Raw genomic sequence first — 18,152 nt, 5'->3', positions numbered from 1 at the left:
AAGCTAAAAAAGTTAGTGAAAACTAACCTTCTTCATTTTTTGTTTTTACCAAAGCTGCGAGCTGAGCTTCGGCGGTGGCTTTTTGATGTTTAAGCTCATCTCTGTTTTCGCCGTCACACTCAGCGATTTTTGTATCAATATCGGCGATCGTCTGCATCAACGTTTCTTTACTTTTTTCTTTTTGCTCGGCCTCTTCAGCCTTGTCAAAAATAACGTCTTCAGGCGATGCTTCTTCTTGCTTAGTGTGTCCAGGCGATTTAGCTATCATTTTCAAACCGTCAGGCTGGGGACGTTGGTTCATAAAGCTAGGAGAAACAATTTCAATATCGGCATTATGCAAAACGTCGAGTACGGCTTTGTGAAGCCTTGAGCGCGCGCTCAGCAAACTCTTCACTTCAGTTAGTAGACCTGAAATGCGATAACTTACTGAAAAGTCGCCTAACCCAACTACTTGTAAAAATGGCTCTGACAGCTGGGCATTTTCAGCTGCAATAAGTAAGTGCTTTTCAATAATGCTGTGATGAATATCGTAGCCTAAGCTGATATCCACACTAACAATTGCGCCAGACGCTCTGGTCACAGAAACGGGCGAATTCACCATCAGCGTATTGGCAAAGGCAATAAGCTCTCTGCTCTCAGTCTGAATTTCAACATCGAGCAAGCCCATTTCGGTAACGCGACCGCTGTAGCCTTCTACCTTGATAAAGTCACCCACTTTAAACGGACGATTTACACGAAGTACGATCCCCGCCATCAAATTCCCTACCATGGTGGTAGAAGAAAAGGCAATCACACCTGATATAAGTACGCCGATAAGTGCAATGACCTGATTTCTAGTACTCTCACTTACAGGGAGCGTCATTGCAATTACAACAGCGCCAATGATAGTAAGTACCAACATTCCTACTTGACGCGGTAATTTCTGCTCACTGGTAAGATGGCTCTGTTTGGCTAGCAGAAGGTAGTGCAGTGCGATGAGAGTGCCTATTACCAATACAATAGCGATAAGGAGCGGAACAAAAGGGAACAACGCACTTAATACCGAATCGACTAATGAAGTTTGCGTAGCGCCTGATGTATTTGTTGTATTCACGATAACTCCTTTTAAAACGGCTTTTGAATTGGCTTTTGAAATGGCTTTTGGCTTGGCTCTTTGTTCGCACTTAAATGGGCAATATCTTTGGTTTTGGTCTCTGCTTTCGCGTGGCCACCTATTTCAACGAAACAGGTGAACGTCCCTCAGCGAGCGCGCTACCCAGTAATACATCAACCAAAGCATTAAGACTATAGCTCGTAACTTGCTGATTTTCTTTGTCACTTTGCTGTGTAATGTTCACCGCATAACTAAATGTAGCAATAGCAACATCGGCTAGCTCTTTCACGTCATGCGCTTTGTATGGCATGCGCAGTGGAGCAAAGACCACGGTTTTATTCTGTGCTTTTGCAGCAACCATTATTTTTTTGCTAAATGCCATCACCTCAGTTTCGCTTGCACGTCGTTTTACATGCTCAGGTAAATCGACTCCTCCTAATTCATAGTTAGCATGGAGCGGGCTAATATTACCAACCACCAGCACGTCAGCTTGTTTTAGTAGATTCATTGCTAATTGGGTTTTAGGTAACGCAGTTAACGGCAAACACGCAAACTCCAGAGTCTTATTGTTGAAGTTGGAACGTGCGCGTGTAAGCTCGGCTTCAAATGCTAAACATCTTGCTGCGTCTGGCATAAGCACCAACCAGCGATTTGAAGTTATTGGCAACTCATCCTTCCCGAAGAGTACAGATACCGACGACTTAGAAAGGGCTTTCTCAATTTGAATTCCTCGTTTTTTCAAACTGTTAGGGTTATTCATTGAAGCATTTTCTTTCGCTTCATTGAGCCACCATGACATGGGCTTGGAAATAAAACTTTGCAAAGCAAAGCGCTGTTTTGCCTTAATAATACGATTATGAGACGCTTTCAAGAAAGCGCTTTCTGACATTCGACTTGCTGCATTATCCAAAAGTAACGCGAACTTTTTTATGTCGTCTTGGGTTCTTATGGTGAACGGCATAAGCGCAATGTCAGCACCTGCGCTGAATGCACTGACTAATGCTTCTTCATGGGAGAAAAACTGAGTAATACCTGCCATGTCTAACGCGTCAGTAACGATAAGGCCTTGATATCCTAATTGGTTGCGAAGCAAATTGCTTAGTATTCTCTTCGACAAAGTAGCAGGAACTATTTGTGACTTACCATGCTTATCAATAATTGTCGTATCGTCTAAAGACGGGTACTGAATGTGTGCACTCATTACCATTGCAGGAGGCGTTGCACTATTAATGATATTCGCAAAAGGAAGGATGTCACCCGCCATAGCTTGCGCTTTGCTATGCGTTACTTGCGGCAAGCCACTGTGGCTATCTACATGGGTATCACCATGGCCTGGAAAATGTTTGATAGCACTCATTACACCTGTACTTTGCATAGCACTGACAAATGTCTGCCCGAGTGCGGCTACCTGCTCTGGATTTTGCGAAAAGCTGCGTACGTTAATAACGGGGTTCTTCGGCTCGCTATTTACATCAACCGACGGCGCAAAATTGGTGTTTATTCCCAGCGGTAAAAGCGTTTGGCCAATATGCGATGCCACACTTTGCGCAAATGCGCTGCCTCGCTGATGAAAAGTGGCGCCAATGGCCATGTTACCCGCAAACGGCGAGAGCATGTCTGAAGGCAACCTTGCTACTCTGCCCCCTTCTTGATCGACAGCAATAAACAACGGCTGACGACCTGCTTTTACCATATGCTGCTGCATGGTGTAATTGAGCGTAATTAACTGCTCGGTATTTTGAATGTTCTCTGAAAACAAAATAACACCGCCGATGTTGTGCGTACTAAGCACATTTAAAAGTGACGGTGGAATTACGGTCATGGGCGTACGGCAGCGCGAAGACGGCGTATTGTCTTCACAGAAATAGCGAAAATCCAAAATGATTTTTTGCCCGAGCATGTTTTTTACAGCGCGAATTGTTTCAGCATCAGCGCTGGGCTTAGGATTATTCGAAGCGTTAGCACTTCCAGATTGAGCGGTTGCGCTAGCAGTAAACAGTGAAGCACTTAATAAAATGAGTATGCCTGACAAGATAGCGCTCAGGCCCATCAATGAAGCACGTTTTTTACAAATAACTTGCTGGAATAACAATGTTTATCTAATCCTTGGTAACACGAAGCACAATACGGTACGCTAGCATAAATGAGAGAAGCATGTTCGCCAACTTTGAACTGCAATCACACATTCTCTTACGCAAATAGACATACCTATAGGGCAAGTAGAGCGTAGTAACTTATCAAAGCTCAACAAGTCCTAGGCACACATAAATTTAAGTTTGGAAAGAAGTATGGATTGGATGTCAGTCATCCCCCCTCTTGTGGCTATTGCCGTCGTCTTTTGGAAAAAAGAAGTCATACTCGCATTAGCGCTGGCTGTTTTGTGCGCGGAAGCGTTAATTTTGATAAATGCTGATATCGCTAGCAGCTATATGGCGCCCATTAATGCCATAGAGCGCGTGGTTGATACCGCCGCGAGTCCTGGCAATACACGGGTGCTTATTTTCTCTGTACTAGTGGGCGCGTTGCTCGCATTTATACGTGACTCTGGCGGAGTAACGGCAACGGTCAACTTTCTAGTAAACAAAGGGGTAGCGAAGAGTCGCAAACAAGTTGGCGGCTTGACCATGTTCACTGGCATCGCTGTATTCATAGAATCAAACTTAAGTGTGCTCACTGCCGGCATATTCGCCCGAGGTCTGTTTGACCGTTTCGGCATGAGCCGCGCGCGCTTAGCCTACATCATCGACTCCACCAGCGCGCCCGTTTGTATTTTGATTTTATTGAACGGCTGGGGAGCATTTATACTCAGCCTGCTCGATGCATACGAGCTACCAGCTTCGTCAGCCTCAATTTTATGGGGCAGCGTATTTTTTAACTTTTACGCTATCTTCACCTTACTTATTGTGGCCTACACTATTTCCGCTGACAAAGTGCATGGCCCCATGGCTGAGGAAGAAAAAGCACTCACGCATGCAGAGGTTAAACAAACTACGGAACCTGCCACCAAGGCTCGTTTCATGTTGGTACCGCTAATAATAATGGTATTAAGCATGGTTGGCTTCATGTTCTGGACAGGTAATGGCGTATTGTCTGAAGGCAGCGGGAGCAAATCTGTACTTTACGCTACGGCTCTTGCCACTGCCATTGCCTATGGTCTGCTCTTAATCCACAAGCGTTTTACCCACAAGGAAGCGGTAGAAATTGGTTTTAAAGGGATGGGTGAACTACTTCCTCTAGTAACCATAGTGTTACTGTCTTTAACCTTAGGCAATAGCCTTAAGGTGCTTGGAACAGGCGTGTTTGTCGCGGGCATAGTGGGAGAGTATCTTCCTTTAGTGCTTATTGTTCCCATGCTATTTGTTGCCGGAGCGATCATGTCGTTTACCACAGGCACGTCATGGGGCACATTCGCCATCCTAATTCCTATTGGTGTGCCGCTGATTCAAAGTTTAGGATTACCCCCTTCACTGGTCATTGGCGCTATTTTGGGGGGCGGCATATTTGGTGATCACTGTTCACCTATTTCCGACACTACTGCCGTATCTTCGCTAGCAGCAGGTACTGACGTATTAACGCACGTTAAAACTCAGTTTCCCTACGCACTATTTGCGGGCGCACTTACGCTTATTGCCTATTTTGTAGCAAGCTTGATCATGCTTGGTTAATGCCGTTGATTTAAGTTTGCTGGAAATCAGTTGCTAATCGCAAAAGGTTTAGCAATGTCTGTAACAAGGAGTTTGTAATGAAAAAGCGGATAGCTAATGTCGGGTTTATCTCGGTAATAGTGGCATTTATTTCAGTAGTGGCAGCGTGTTCCCATGCGCCAAATTCCCCTGTTGATAGTGCTAGCAACAATACAGTAGGGCTTAGCCAACAGGCCGTTGCCATGCCTGACAGCTACAGTGCCGATGCTGCAATGCAGGTACTCCAAGAAGGTGGTAACGCAATTGATGCTGCTATTACGGCACAGTTTGTCTTGGCTGTTACTCTACCTGAGGCGGGCAACGTAGGCGGTGGCGGCTTTATGACAATAAAGTTTGAAGATAACACCGACTTTTTAGATTACCGTGAAATGGCACCTGAAAATGCGCATCGCGATATGTATCTTGACGAGCAAGGTAACGTAAAACCGTACGAGTCTTTGTTTGGGGCTAAAGCGTCTGGCATTCCTGGTACCGTTGCTGGTATGTGGGCCGCGCACAAAAAATACGGCACCTTGGATTGGGAGCGTCTACTCGCACCAGCCGTTGATTTGGCCGAGCAAGGTTTTGTGGTTCATGAGAAGCTGGCCAATAACATTGATCACTATATTGAGCGTACCAAAGAAGCAGCTATCAATAACAACTTTAGCGAGTATTTTGCACACGCTAAAGCAGGCACTACCTTCAAACAGCCAGAGCTAGCGAAAACGCTTAAAGCTATTCAGCAACAGGGAAAGGATGGCTTTTATAAAGGCGATGTAGCAAAGCATATTGTTGATTTTATGCAGCAAAATGGCGGCCTTATTACCTATGAAGACTTACTGGCTTACAAAGCAGTGTGGCGCAAACCTCTACACTTAAACTGGCAAGGTTATGAGCTGGTGACCGCACCTCCTCCAAGTTCTGGTGGTGTTGCCGTTGCCCAGTGGATTGGCATGCTAGAAGCCTATGACGCAACGCACGATTTGCCAGCGCAAAACAGCACTGAGTACATTCACGTTATGTCAGAAATTGGTAAGCGCGTGTTTGCCGATCGCGCTGAATACATGGGCGATCCTGATTTTGTTAGTGTTCCGGTAAAAGCGCTCACTGACGCTAACTATATCACTCAACGCGCAGCAGATATTCAGCCTACCAGCATTTCTGATACCCCAAGCGTTAAGCCTGGTTTAAAAGAAAGCGAAGATACAACACACTTCTCTATTATGGACAGATGGGGTAACGCGGTTGCCAATACAACGACCATCAACCTCACTTTTGGTAGCGGTGTTGTTGTGACTGGCGCTGGCTTTTTGTTGAATGATGAAATGGACGATTTTAGTGCCAAGCCTGGCGTGCCTAACTTCTTTGGCGCAGTGGGTGGTGAGGCGAATGCTATTGAACCTTACAAGCGCATGCTGTCTTCTATGACGCCAACGCTGGTCACTAAAGACGACCAAGTGGTTCTGGTAACAGGCTCTCCTGGCGGCACTACCATTATTTCGTCAGTCACTCAGTCGCTATTGAATGCCCTGCTTTACGATATGAGCGCTGAAGAAGCCGTGAACTCACCACGTTTTCATCACCAGCTATTGCCCAAAGACACCATTCGTATGCACGACGGGTTTACAGAGGCAACCGTAAATGAGCTTAAAGCAATGGGCTATACCATAGATAACCGTCGCTTTGGTGATGTACATTTAATTAAGCGCACTAAAGAGGGTGTAGAAGCCGCATCTGAAAAAAGCGGACGAGGTAAGAGCCTAGTACAACCATATTAGTACAGCCTTATCAGCACAGGGCTGTTAGCTGAGCCACATTAGTGGAGCTTTGGGGGCTCAGCGTTATTAGTTCAGCCTTGAACAAAGTACAAGCTGAAAACTACAGCAACAGCGTGGCGTCGATAGGCACGTACTTAGACGCCACTTTTTGAATACTTTCAGCCGTTAATGCTGGAACACCGTACACAGTTACGGTTTTCCCTTTTGCTTTAAGGGCGTTTACAAGAATATCGAAATCGCCGTCGCCCGACACCAAAATGATCTCATCGACATCGTCGGCGTGTTCAAGTGCATCTACTGTTATACCTACATCCCAGTCACCTTTCGCCGAGCCGTCAGCACGTTGAATGAAAGGCTTTAACTTTACTTCAAACCCAATAGCACGAAGAATGTTTTGAAATTCACGCTGCTTGCTGTCACCCCTGTCTATGGCGTATGCAAAAGCATGTGCTATATCCAAGTTGTAGGTAAGTTCACGCCAAAACTGGTTGTAATTAAAGTTGCGTTTGTACGCCTGACGACAGGTGTAATACACGTTTTGTACGTCTACCAGCACTAATGCTTTATTCAAAACCACCCTCTTCTTCGGTTTACTCGGTTATTGTTTTCTGATGTTATAGCCTTTTGATAATAAAACCAAAAAACCTGATGATGAAATTTATGCGCAAGGCGCACAACTATTTGGGCTTAATTCTATTTATTCAAATAGGCCTATGGTTTTTAAGCGGCTTGGTTATGGCCTGGTTACCCATAGATGAAGTAAGAGGTAACCACTTAAAACACACCGTCAATACGTCGTGGCACAACGTTACGGTTACCCCTTCCGACATTTTGCGCCACCATAATAGCGCTGCCGTACTTTCACTTACTCACCGTATAAATGAAGTAGGCCATGCTGCCCCAAACACGCTTGATGCTATTCCTGTTTATCATGTCGTGGATGACAACACTGCCTATCGCTACAGCGCATTAACAGGTGAAGCTTTGCAAACCATGCCAGAGAGCGCTATTCGTGAAGCAGCAAAAGGGCAATACGCAGGTACTGGCGATATTGGTGCGACCCAGCTATTAAGCGTGTTACCTCAAGAGGTGCAGAACCTGTCTGCGCCATTATGGCAGGTAAACTTCGATGACGACCTTAATTCGCGGTTTTATATCGACCCAAACACAGGCAGCGTTGTGCGCGTACGTACCGACACATGGCGGCTGTTCGATTTCATGTGGATGCTGCACATAATGGATTATAAAGATAGGAGTAACTTTAACACGCCGTGGTTAATTGCTTTTTCGGGCAGCGCTTTTTTGTTCACCCTTACAGGTATTGCGCTTTTATATAAGCGCTTCAAACCGAAAAAGAAGAAGCACTAACCCAGAGCCTGTAATCTTTAACGTACTGACTTTGGTCTAGATGGAAGTCTTTTAAAGAGGGCAACAGTGCTGCCCACAAAGGGAACTGCGCTACAGGACGCTAACAAAGAGTAAAAGACCCCAATTATTATGAAGCGAAAAGCTGAGAAATATCGGCGAACGCTTTGAACTCTAACGCGTTGCCGAAAGGGTCTTTGAAAAACATGGTGGCTTGTTCACCCGGCTTACCTTTAAAACGAATATAAGGTGCGATAACAAACTCGGTATCGGCAGCCTTTAGTTTACTTGCCAGTGCTTGCCAATCGTCCATGGTTAGCACAACGCCAAAGTGCGGCACCGGCACAGCATGATCGTCTACCCCGTTATAGGCAGGCGGCGACGGCATAGCCTCTACACAATGGGTCACTAATTGATGGCCGAAGAAGTTCCAATCTATCCACTGGGTGTCACTGCGGCCCTTTTCACAACCCAACAACTTACCGTAGAACGCTTCTGCGTCGATTAAATTAGTGACCGGAATGGCAAGATGAAAAGGTTGAACCATGAAAACTCCTGTTATAAAAACTTCTTAAGCAACGACAGCTTAAACTTAGAAAACGGCGCATAACGAAAGAACACGTCGAGGGCGAATGAACGTTTCATTACCGTTTTAATATGGCTGAATGTATCAAAACCTGCTTGGCCATGATAGCTACCCATGCCGCTATTTCCTACGCCACCAAACGGTAACTCAGGGTTAGTCATAAACAGCATAGTGTCGTTAGTACACACACTGCCTGAACTGGTTTTGCTGATAATGTTATCAAGCACATCGTCCTTATCACTAAATGCATAAAGTGCGAGTGGCTTAGGCCTGCTGTTCACAAACTTAATGCCCGCCTCCATATTGTCGACAGTGATAATAGGTAGAATAGGGCCGAAGATCTCTTCTTTCATTAGCGGGCTATCTAGCGATGGCTCCAGTACAAGGGTAGGCACCATTGCTGGACGAGATTCATCAAGCTCGCCGCCATACACCACGTTGACATTTTCGAGGTAACTTTCAAGACGCTTTAAGTGACGATGATTAACGATGTTACCGTAGTCCCGTGACGATAAAGGCGCTTTGCCGTATTGCTTTTTCAGCTCTTTTTTAACCGCATCAATAAGCTTTTGCTCAAAGCCCTTTTCAACAATGACATAGTCAGGCGCAATACAAGTTTGGCCCGCATTCATCCATTTACCCCACACTAAACGGCGCGCGGTTACAGCAAGGTTGGTATTTTTATCAACAAAGCACGGACTTTTACCGCCAAGCTCAAGGGTTACTGGCGTTAAATGTTTGGCCGCGGCGCTCATGACAATTTTGCCCACCACTTCACCACCGGTGTAAAAGATATGGTCCCATTTGCAGGCAAGTAGCGCCGTCGCTTCATCTTTACCGCCTTCTATTACGGCAACGCATGAATTATCCATATATTGGGGGATAAGCTTAGCCACCAGCGACGATGTTTCTTCAGCCAATTCAGAGGGTTTCAAAACCGCACAGTTGCCCGCTGCAATAGCGGCGATATAAGGGGCAAGCAATAACTGAAGCGGATAATTCCACGCCCCGATAATGAGCACAGTACCAAGCGGCTCAGGCTTGCGAAAGCTCTTACCTGGCCATGCCACCATGGGCGTTGATACTTTGCGTGGCTTTGCCCATTTATCCAAATGCTTAAGCGTATGCTTGATATCAGAAAGCAGAAACCCTTGTTCGGCCACCATGGCTTCGGTCTTACATTTGCCTAAGTCATTTTTAAGGGCCTGTAAAATGTCGTGCTGGTTGTCTTTCAGTAAAGTTTCTAATGCCTTTAACTGGCTTTTACGCCACTCCAAGGACTGGGTTTTCCCTGTATCGAAACTGTCGTTAAGCTTGTGAACAACATCAACGAAACACACGCCAGTTTCCACTGCGTGAAGAGAAGGTCTATTTGGCATAAGAAGGCTCCGATAGCGTAACACCCACTGCAACAATTCTAAGGCTCATCGTAAGATTGTTGTCGGGCAAAGCAGCGCAATAATTAACTGATCCTATCTTATATTAATAGGGATGTTCGAAGACAACGCAACTAAATTGTTAATTAATGTTTAACGAGCTCGTATTTTAGGTGCAAGTGGCTGACGTTACACTTAAGAAGTATAAACAGTTAAGGTTGAAGCAATAACAAGATTATATAAAAGTAAAAGGTCGAAAAATTACAAACAAAAAAGCCCAGTGAACACTGGGCTTTTAAACATATTTAATGTGAAACTATTACGCGTCGTATGGGCTGCGTAAAACGATAGTTTCGTTTCTGTCAGGGCCTGTTGAAACGATATCAACCGGCACACCTGTTAGCTCTTCAAGGCGCTTAATGTAGTTTTTCGCAGCTTGTGGAAGCGCTTCAAACTCAGTTACACCAAAGGTGTTGTCTGTCCAACCTGGCATTTCTTCATATACTGGCGTTACTTTCTCGTAACCGTCAGCCGCCATAGGAGGAACGTCTTTCACGTTACCGTCTGCATCTTTATAGCCTACACAAATTTGAAGGCTTTCAAGGCCGTCTAGTACGTCAAGCTTAGTTAAGCAGAAACCTGTAATAGAGTTGATTTGTACTGCGCGTTTCATCGCAACTGCATCGAACCAACCTGTACGGCGCTTACGGCCTGTGGTTGCGCCAAACTCGTGACCTTTAACACCTAAGTGTTGGCCTACTTCACATTCTAGTTCAGTAGGGAAAGGACCTGAGCCTACACGGGTGGTGTACGCTTTAACAATACCCAGTACGTAATCTAGCTTAAGTGGGCCAAAGCCAGCACCCGTTGCTACACCACCAACGGTAGTGTTTGACGACGTAACATAAGGATAAGTACCGTGATCGATGTCTAGAAGTGTACCTTGTGCACCTTCAAACATAATAGGCAAGCCAGCATTGTGTGCTTTGTCTAGTTCGTCAGTTACATCAACAACCATTGCTTTAAGAATGTCAGCAACTTCCATTGCACCTTTTAAGGTTTCATCAAAGTCTACTGCTTCTTCGCCATAGTACTGAGTAAGCGTGAAGTTATGCACGTCTAACACTTCTTTCAGCTTTGCTGCGAAGTCTTCAGCATTAAATAAATCGCCAACGCGTAATCCACGACGGGCTACTTTATCTTCGTACGCTGGACCGATACCACGACCGGTTGTACCAATTGCTTTTGCGCCGCGGGCTTTTTCGCGCGCTACGTCTAGTGCAATGTGATAAGGAAGAATAAGCGGACAAGCTTCACTAATCTTTAATCGCTCGCGCACTGGAACACCACGCTCTTCAAGCATAGTCATTTCCTTCATTAGTGCGTCTGGGCTAAGCACAACACCGTTACCAATAATACAGGTAACATTATCGCGTAGGATGCCTGATGGGATTAAGTGAAGTACGGTTTTTTCACCGTCGATTACTAGAGTGTGACCTGCATTGTGTCCGCCTTGGTAACGAACAACATATTTTGCGCGATCAGTGAGTAGGTCTACGACCTTGCCTTTACCCTCGTCACCCCATTGAGTGCCGAGTACCACAACGTTCTTTGCCATGAATCATATGTGTAAGAAAATTAGGCGGGGATTCTACAAAATTCTAGGGCAAGGATCATCTTTTTTTCGAACAAAAATACGACTATTTTATTTTTATTTTTGAAATCACAAAGATGCCCCACTGCCGCTCGAGCCTTTTTGAAATAAGGCTTGGCTTCTTATTTTCCAGCACAAACATTCTAAGACGCTAATTTTTAAAGCTTTCTAAACATTACCTGGTATGAAAGCTGAACAGACGGTCTACCGCAGTCTGCACTACGCCCATTTATATAACGTTTTGCTATTATTCGTGGGCATTCGGTACTTAAGAGCTAATGAGGTATTCAAAGGGCTGAAAATATACCTCTGAATGTTGAATACAGGTTTAAGAGCACACTTTTCAGTCAACGGTAAAGTCGCGCTCCTTTTCGTACTATGTATTACGGTAAAGCGCGTGGCAGTGTTTGATGAGGTCCGTTTTCACACCGCTTTACGCCACTTAATGCCTAGTTCTGGGCGCTAACTCAACTGAAATAAAACAGCAGTAGTGCGCCTATTATCACAAGGGTTCCGCCAATTTGACGCAGTTGATTGCTGGGCTGTTGGCTTATCTGAAGTAAATAATTGCGCCATTTATTAGGAAAAAGAAGCGGCCCTATTCCTTCTATAATAAGTACAAACGCTAAAGCGGGTAGTAGCCACTCCATAAAACTATCCTTAAATAAGTGTGACGTTAATATTTACGTATGTTTAAAGCAACGACTTACGCTTTCTGATTCAGTGCGGTTAAATCAATGTACTCAGGGGTGTGGTACAGACCAAAACCAAACCGTAAACGGTTTCCTCTAAAATCGGTAAGGATATGGTGCTCTTTAAGCGCTGAAGCAAGGGCTTTTGTTTCATCGGCACTATCTAATTCAAAGGTAAGGAAGTGCCCTCGGTTTGCTTCATCACTTACTGCTAGATGTTTTTCGTTTAGCAAGGGATGGTTGCAGGTAGCAAGTTTCTCTAGAAATGTGCGCTGCATGCCCATTATATATTCGTTAACTGTGGCTACATCAATGCCATTGTCGTCGAACATGCGAAGCACGGCTCTTAATCTGTAGAGCGCGGTAAAATCCATGGTCGCACCAGCAAAGCGCATTCCATCTAGACTATATTGAACGCCCTCTTTGCCGCCAACCTTGCGAGGCTTATCTAGCTCGCCAAACTCTGCAAACCAGCCTGTGTAAGCAGGTCTTAGCTCACAGCCCACGGGTACGTGCGCAAAACATGCCCCCTCTCCTGCCTGAGCATATTTGTAACTACCGGCAAGATAAAAGGCTCGGTGGGCAATGTTCGCTATATCGGTAGGCTTTGCCATAAACCCGTGATAGCCATCAACCACAATAAGGGTATTGTCGTTAGTTACGCTATTTACGATATCTGTGACATCGTTCACCACGTATCCGGAATTAAAAAACACCTGACTAAAGAAAACCAGCTCGGGATCGTGTTCGGCAATGGCGGCCTTAAAGCGCGACGCAAACGTATCGTAGGGTTTAGTAGGTACGGTAATAAGTTCTATCGCACCCTGCTCTTGCATCCTAGTCGCTTGGCGCTGAAAACTGTGAAACTCGCTGTCTGTCGACACTACTTTATAAGGCGCAGTACTATCGATGCAGCTCATTACGCGATAAAGCAGCTCATGGGTATTGGGCGCAAAAACGATTTGCTGTGGTGCACCCGTGTTCAGTATGTTGCTAATGCGCTGCTGTAGCTCTGGCACCAAAGTTTGGAAGAAATATCCCCATTTTTCGTCAACATACTTAGCGCTGTCATCCCAGTAGTTGAGCATTGCATCACGCGTGCAGTCGGGCCAAAAGTAGTGGCTGTGACACGCATAATGCTGTTTACCTTTGTTCGCATTAAGAAAACCCGTATAAAAATGCTGATATGCCATGCTCTATTGCCCAATATAAAAACTGCGTAAACCCTAACAGACTTCTTTATTTTTCGCATGATTCTGCGCCTGCAACAAAACATTTATTTACAAATTAAGTGTAAATTGTTTTGCCCAAATCGACGTGCTTAGTGATATTTCTTATATAAACACAATCACAGCAAATTTTAAGAACTCTGCTATACCCTAAAGAGGCAAGATGTTTTTGTTAGCTGAGTTAGCAAGCTCCGTCTGTTCCACGCAGACAAACATTAAAGGTATTTTATGCGTTTTCCTAAATACGGAAATTATTCATTGGATGTCTCAGGTAACGTACTTGAGGTGTTTGCAACCGGGGCGTGGAACCTGAAAACGACAGAGTTTTTTATAGAAGAAATGCATGAACTTATCGCTAAGTTCGACAATAAGCCTTGGGCTGCCCTAATGGACGGTCGCCGCTGGGTGTTATCTACTCCAGATTGCCAAACTCGGTTAGCCGAGGCAATTAAGGTGAACATTTCGCGAGGATTAACTCGCTCTGCTTATGTGCTGGAGACTGGCATGGTAAGGCGAGCCCAGTTAGAAAGAACGCACCCCTCTAAGCAACGGGAGTTTGAAACTAGCAACTACGAACGAGAATATTTTCAAAAGTACTTTCAAGCTCTAAACTGGCTGCACAAAGAAGGTTTTTCCCCTATTGTTCAGCCTTAGTAAATGGGTTTATCAATGCGCTGGTGAAAAATAAAAGCGCATAGTTACAATTTTTTGTTCACCAGCACAAAGTCGCACGCCCCATTTATTGAAGTCAAAATGACCGTTTTCACGCTTTAACTACTTTTAAAGCGCTTTTAAAGCTTAATACAATAAACTGTATACTTTACGGCGGTATTCCGACTTAAGTGGGTCGCCGTCGGCTAATGCATTCATCATATCCATCATTAGCTTTCTAGCATCGCCAAACCCAAGTTCTTTCTTTAACACACTATAAAGAAGTTCTAGTGCATCTTGTGCTTTGTTCGCTTGCTGCAACTGTACCGCTAAATCAACTTTAAGCTGCAAGTCGTCTGGGTTCGCCTCTACCGCTGCTTGAAGCTGACGAATTTCAGGGGTGTCTGCCGCTTGCTCTGCCAGTTCAATTTTCCCTGCCAAACTTTTATAGCGAGAGTCTTGATCCACCAGCTTAATCTCTTCAAGCAAAGCTTTAGCTGTATCAATAGAACCGGTTTCAACGTAGCAATCAATAAGCATATATTTAGCGTTTACGTTATCTGGGTTAAGCGCTAGGGCTTCTTTAGCTGCGGGCAGTGCCTCTGCATAATCACCTTGCTGAATCGCTTTGCCAGCAGTGGCAAGTAGATCGTCTTCAGGATTAGGTAAATATTTAGCGAGCATTTCGCGAATTTGCTGCTCAGGTTGCACACCCGCAAAGCCATCGACTGGTTGACCATTTTGCACCACCATCACAGTTGGTAGACTTCTAATACCAAACTGTGCAGCGACTTCTTGCTGGGCTTCGCAGTCTACTTTAGCCAGGATCAAGTGCTGGCTATATTCACCCGCTAGCTTTTCCAAAATAGGCATAAGGTCTTTACAGGGCTCGCACCAATCTGCCCAAAAATCGATTAGCACCAGCTTATCTTGCGACGCTTCAATGATGATTTGTTGAAAGTTTTCTACCGTAATATCTACGATGGTTGCTTGGCTATTCGCAACGAGATTTTCCATAACGCAGGCCTTTAATTTCTTGTATTGAGAGGAATATGGGGCAGACGGCCTGAAATTACAAGGTTAAGGAAGGCTAACTTTGGTCACCGCGCCTTGCACTAGGACGCACCTTTTAATTCGCCACATTGCTGGATCTGCGCCAGTGAGCACGCATGTTTGCGAAAACTCATTCTCTTTTTGTCGTATTCACGACAATCTATTTCAAAATAGAATGTTAATGTAGTGTAAACCATTACTATTAAGTCACTCTACTTCTGCAAAATACATGCTTATGGCCGAGAGGGTTTTATGTCTACACAAACACGCGCTGACACGCATTTTGCTTCATTCAAAGAGTTCTACCCGTTTTACTTAAATGAACATAGGGATAGTACATGCCGTACGCTTCATTTTATCGGCTCGTGGCTGGTTCTCGGCGTTATAGCACTAGCGGTATTCATGGCTGATTGGTCGCTACTGTGGTTTATTCCGCTAGTAGGTTACGGTTTCGCGTGGGTAGGTCATTTCTTCTTTGAGAAAAATCGCCCTGCAACATTTAAGCACCCGCTTTACAGCCTAATGGGCGACTGGGTCATGTTTAAAGATATTCTTGTAGGCAAAATTAGCCTTAAAGGCGAATAAAGCTCAAATGACTTAAAGGGCGGCCAGCTCTCTTTTAAAAATGACAACCGCCATTGCTAGCGCCCTGCGTTGTTAAACGTTCCGCTTAATGTTGGATATGTTCTTTTAACGGACAATCCAGCCTCTTCACCGCACACGCTTTACATAAAAGAAACGAAAGCGATATGGTTAGAGACAAGGTTCGCAGGTTGCTACATTTGCGTTAGGATTTACGCTAAGCACACGACAGCGAACATTCTACCTATCGCGCTCAGCGCAAAAAACAATAACAAAAGGAACAACTATGTTTGCGTCTCGTTTCGCCTTTCGCTCCGCACGAAAAGGCTTATGTGTTACCTCGACTGCAGTATCACTATTGGTTTTAGGTATAAGTCAGGCCAATGCGTTGCAGGAATCTGCCTCTGATTCGACTAGCTTAAATGCGCTGACATACGATGACACTTTTAACTTAGAGTTTGTCGCCAACCCACAGTTTCTTAACAAGGATACGATAATTTATTCTCGTCAGAGCATGGATATTATGACTGACGGAAGGCAAAGCCGACTTTGGCAAGTAAATATTAAATCCGGTGAGCATCGCCCGTTTATTGGTGTAGATGAAAACTTGTCACAGGCTACCTTATCGCCCAACGGTAAAATGGTGGCATATACAAAATCGGTCAACGGCCGCGCACAAATCCATCTTTATTACTTAGATACCATGCAGTCTGTGCGCTTGACCAACACCAGCGAAGCACCTCGTCAGTTAACCTGGTCTCATGACAGCAAAACCTTAGCCTTCACCCAGTTTACTGAAGAAAAGCAAAAGCCATTGTTTACCGGCATGCCGAGCAAGCCTAAAGGAGCAAAGTGGGCTGACCCAGGCACCTATATTGATGCGGTGCAGTATAGAGGTGACGGAAGAGGCTACTTGCGTGAAGGCTTTGACCAGATATTTGTTCTGCCTGTTGAAGGCGGTACGCCGCGTCAATTGACAACTGGAAAATTCCCTAGCGGCGGCACCCTTTCTTTCTCTAAAGAGAATGACTGGATTTATTTTGCCACACTACAACGAGAAGACTACGCGCTGCACCCTTTGTTTAGCGACATCTATAAAGTGAATGTGAATACAGCGGCAGTTGAACAAGTTACCGATATTGAAGGGCCTGAAGGTAGACCAACCTTGAGTCCGGACGGAAAATACTTGGCGTTTACTCAGCTCAATGACAGAAAGCTTTCTTATCAGAATGGCGACCTAGTTGTACTTGAGCTTGAAAGTGGTGACATCACTCGATTAACCACGTCACTAGATAGAAGCCTAGGCAAATTTGAATGGCGCAAAGACAGCCGAGGATTAATCTTTTCTTACCTTGATCATGGCGAAACTAAACTTGCTGCGGTGAACCTGAAAGGCGATGTGAAACCGATCGACGTTAGCATAGGTGGACAAGCGTTTGGACGCCCTTACACGTCGGGCGACTTTGCCGTTAGTGATAAAGGCGACATTGTTTACACCACGGCAAGCCGCACTGTGCCTGGCGACCTAGCGCTTTATAGAAAAGGTAAAGGCGATACGCAACTCACCGATTTAAACAGCGACGCACTTGGTCATAAAGCGCTGGCAGAAGTACAAGACCTTTCCGTAGTATCAAGTGTTGACGAGCTACCTATCGACGCATGGATTGCATTGCCTCCTGGATTTGATAGCAGCAAAAAATACCCGCTTATATTAGAAATTCACGGCGGCCCGCATGCTGCCTACGGCCCTCATTTTGCCATGGAAATTCAGCTAATGGCCGCGCAAGGTTATGTCGTGGTATGGGCTAACCCAAGGGGCAGCAGCTCTTACGGTGAAGACTTTGGTAATTTGATCCACCATAACTATCCGTCAGAAGATTATAACGACCTGATGGACGTGGTAGACGCAGTTGTTAAACAAGGCTATATAGATTCAGAGAATCTGTTTATTACTGGCGGCTCAGGCGGCGGAACCCTTACCGCATGGTCCATTGGTAAGACTGATCGTTTTAGTGCAGCTGTTGTGGCGAAGCCGGTTATTAACTGGATGAGCTTTTCATTGACTGCCGACGCATACCCGTACTTTAGCAACTACTGGATGGCAGATATGCCATGGAATATTGCCGATAAGTTATGGCAGCGCAGTCCGCTAAGTCTGGTGGGCAACGTGGTAACACCAACCATGTTGCTAACCGGTGAAGCCGATCACCGTACGCCAATTAGCGAGACAGAGCAGTATTATCAAGCCTTGAAGTTACAGGGCGTAGATGCTGCAATGGTGCGGATTCCAGGGGCTTCACACGGCATTGCAAGCCGCCCTTCTCGCTTAATACAGAAAGTAGGAAATATTGTGGCGTGGTTTGAACGTTACAAAAAGGGTAACGACAGCGAATAAGTCAATACGAGACCC

At 45.2% G+C, this 18,152-nt stretch carries 15 protein-coding genes; 6 read left to right on the top strand and 9 right to left on the bottom strand.

Annotated elements, in window-relative coordinates; all coding sequences use genetic code 11:
- Positions 1-22: 22 nt before the first annotated feature.
- Together RJ41_RS08495 and RJ41_RS08490 are read right to left on the bottom strand one after the other, a co-directional pair.
- Positions 23-1,093, bottom strand: coding sequence for a mechanosensitive ion channel family protein (locus tag RJ41_RS08495; RefSeq protein WP_039219350.1), 1,071 nt, complete (start codon positions 1,091-1,093; stop codon positions 23-25).
- Positions 1,094-1,211: 118 nt separating this feature from the next.
- The gene (locus RJ41_RS08490) at positions 1,212-3,185 is read right to left on the bottom strand and encodes a glycoside hydrolase family 3 N-terminal domain-containing protein (RefSeq protein ID WP_039219349.1); all 1,974 of its coding nucleotides are present in this window, start codon (positions 3,183-3,185) and stop codon (positions 1,212-1,214) included.
- 196 nt (positions 3,186-3,381) lie between these two features.
- Here RJ41_RS08490 and RJ41_RS08485 point away from each other — a divergent pair, with 196 nt between their 5' ends.
- Complete coding sequence (locus RJ41_RS08485; RefSeq protein ID WP_039219347.1) at positions 3,382-4,758, top strand: Na+/H+ antiporter NhaC family protein; 1,377 nt, start codon at positions 3,382-3,384, stop codon at positions 4,756-4,758.
- A 77-nt stretch (positions 4,759-4,835) separates the two neighbouring features.
- Positions 4,836-6,554 (top strand): gamma-glutamyltransferase, encoded by a 1,719-nt coding sequence (ggt, locus tag RJ41_RS08480; protein WP_039219346.1) that lies wholly within the window; start codon positions 4,836-4,838, stop codon positions 6,552-6,554.
- Between the two features lie 100 nt (positions 6,555-6,654).
- Here ggt and RJ41_RS08475 read toward each other — a convergent pair whose 3' ends face one another.
- Positions 6,655-7,125 (bottom strand): LabA-like NYN domain-containing protein, encoded by a 471-nt coding sequence (locus tag RJ41_RS08475; RefSeq protein WP_014948113.1) that lies wholly within the window; start codon positions 7,123-7,125, stop codon positions 6,655-6,657.
- A 77-nt stretch (positions 7,126-7,202) separates the two neighbouring features.
- Here RJ41_RS08475 and RJ41_RS08470 point away from each other — a divergent pair, with 77 nt between their 5' ends.
- Positions 7,203-7,922: a PepSY domain-containing protein gene (locus RJ41_RS08470; protein WP_039219345.1), complete on the top strand. Its 720-nt coding sequence runs from the start codon at positions 7,203-7,205 to the stop codon at positions 7,920-7,922.
- 127 nt (positions 7,923-8,049) lie between these two features.
- Here RJ41_RS08470 and RJ41_RS08465 read toward each other — a convergent pair whose 3' ends face one another.
- The 5 genes from RJ41_RS08465 to RJ41_RS08445 form a co-directional block, all read right to left on the bottom strand.
- Positions 8,050-8,466, bottom strand: a complete 417-nt coding sequence (locus tag RJ41_RS08465; RefSeq protein WP_039219344.1) for a VOC family protein — start codon at positions 8,464-8,466, stop codon at positions 8,050-8,052.
- An 11-nt stretch (positions 8,467-8,477) separates the two neighbouring features.
- Positions 8,478-9,884 (bottom strand): aldehyde dehydrogenase family protein, encoded by a 1,407-nt coding sequence (locus tag RJ41_RS08460; RefSeq protein WP_039219343.1) that lies wholly within the window; start codon positions 9,882-9,884, stop codon positions 8,478-8,480.
- A 316-nt stretch (positions 9,885-10,200) separates the two neighbouring features.
- Positions 10,201-11,499 carry an adenylosuccinate synthase gene (locus RJ41_RS08455; protein ID WP_014948109.1) on the bottom strand — a complete coding sequence of 433 codons (1,299 nt, stop codon included), beginning with the start codon at positions 11,497-11,499 and terminating at the stop codon, positions 10,201-10,203.
- Positions 11,500-12,002: 503 nt separating this feature from the next.
- On the bottom strand, positions 12,003-12,185 hold the full coding sequence (locus RJ41_RS08450) for a DUF2065 domain-containing protein (RefSeq protein WP_039219340.1): 183 nt from the start codon (positions 12,183-12,185) through the stop codon (positions 12,003-12,005).
- Between the two features lie 56 nt (positions 12,186-12,241).
- Entirely contained in the window at positions 12,242-13,420 is a 1,179-nt protein-coding gene (locus RJ41_RS08445; RefSeq protein ID WP_039219336.1) for an aminotransferase class V-fold PLP-dependent enzyme, read from the bottom strand.
- A 264-nt stretch (positions 13,421-13,684) separates the two neighbouring features.
- Here RJ41_RS08445 and RJ41_RS08440 point away from each other — a divergent pair, with 264 nt between their 5' ends.
- The gene (locus RJ41_RS08440) at positions 13,685-14,110 is read left to right on the top strand and encodes a hypothetical protein (protein WP_039219334.1); all 426 of its coding nucleotides are present in this window, start codon (positions 13,685-13,687) and stop codon (positions 14,108-14,110) included.
- Positions 14,111-14,254: 144 nt separating this feature from the next.
- Here RJ41_RS08440 and trxA read toward each other — a convergent pair whose 3' ends face one another.
- Positions 14,255-15,124 carry a thioredoxin gene (gene trxA, locus RJ41_RS08435; protein ID WP_052235438.1) on the bottom strand — a complete coding sequence of 290 codons (870 nt, stop codon included), beginning with the start codon at positions 15,122-15,124 and terminating at the stop codon, positions 14,255-14,257.
- A gap of 288 nt (positions 15,125-15,412) precedes the next feature.
- On the opposite strand from trxA, the gene RJ41_RS08430 reads away from it, so the two are divergent.
- Positions 15,413-15,745 (top strand): Mpo1-like protein, encoded by a 333-nt coding sequence (locus RJ41_RS08430; RefSeq protein WP_039219332.1) that lies wholly within the window; start codon positions 15,413-15,415, stop codon positions 15,743-15,745.
- Between the two features lie 283 nt (positions 15,746-16,028).
- Positions 16,029-18,137, top strand: coding sequence for a S9 family peptidase (locus RJ41_RS08425; protein ID WP_039219330.1), 2,109 nt, complete (start codon positions 16,029-16,031; stop codon positions 18,135-18,137).
- Positions 18,138-18,152: the final 15 nt, after the last annotated feature.

It is taken from the genome of Alteromonas marina (assembly GCF_000808575.1).
Classification (GTDB): Bacteria; Pseudomonadota; Gammaproteobacteria; order Enterobacterales; family Alteromonadaceae; genus Alteromonas; species Alteromonas marina_A.
This window is presented reverse-complemented; position numbering and strand designations above follow the sequence as displayed.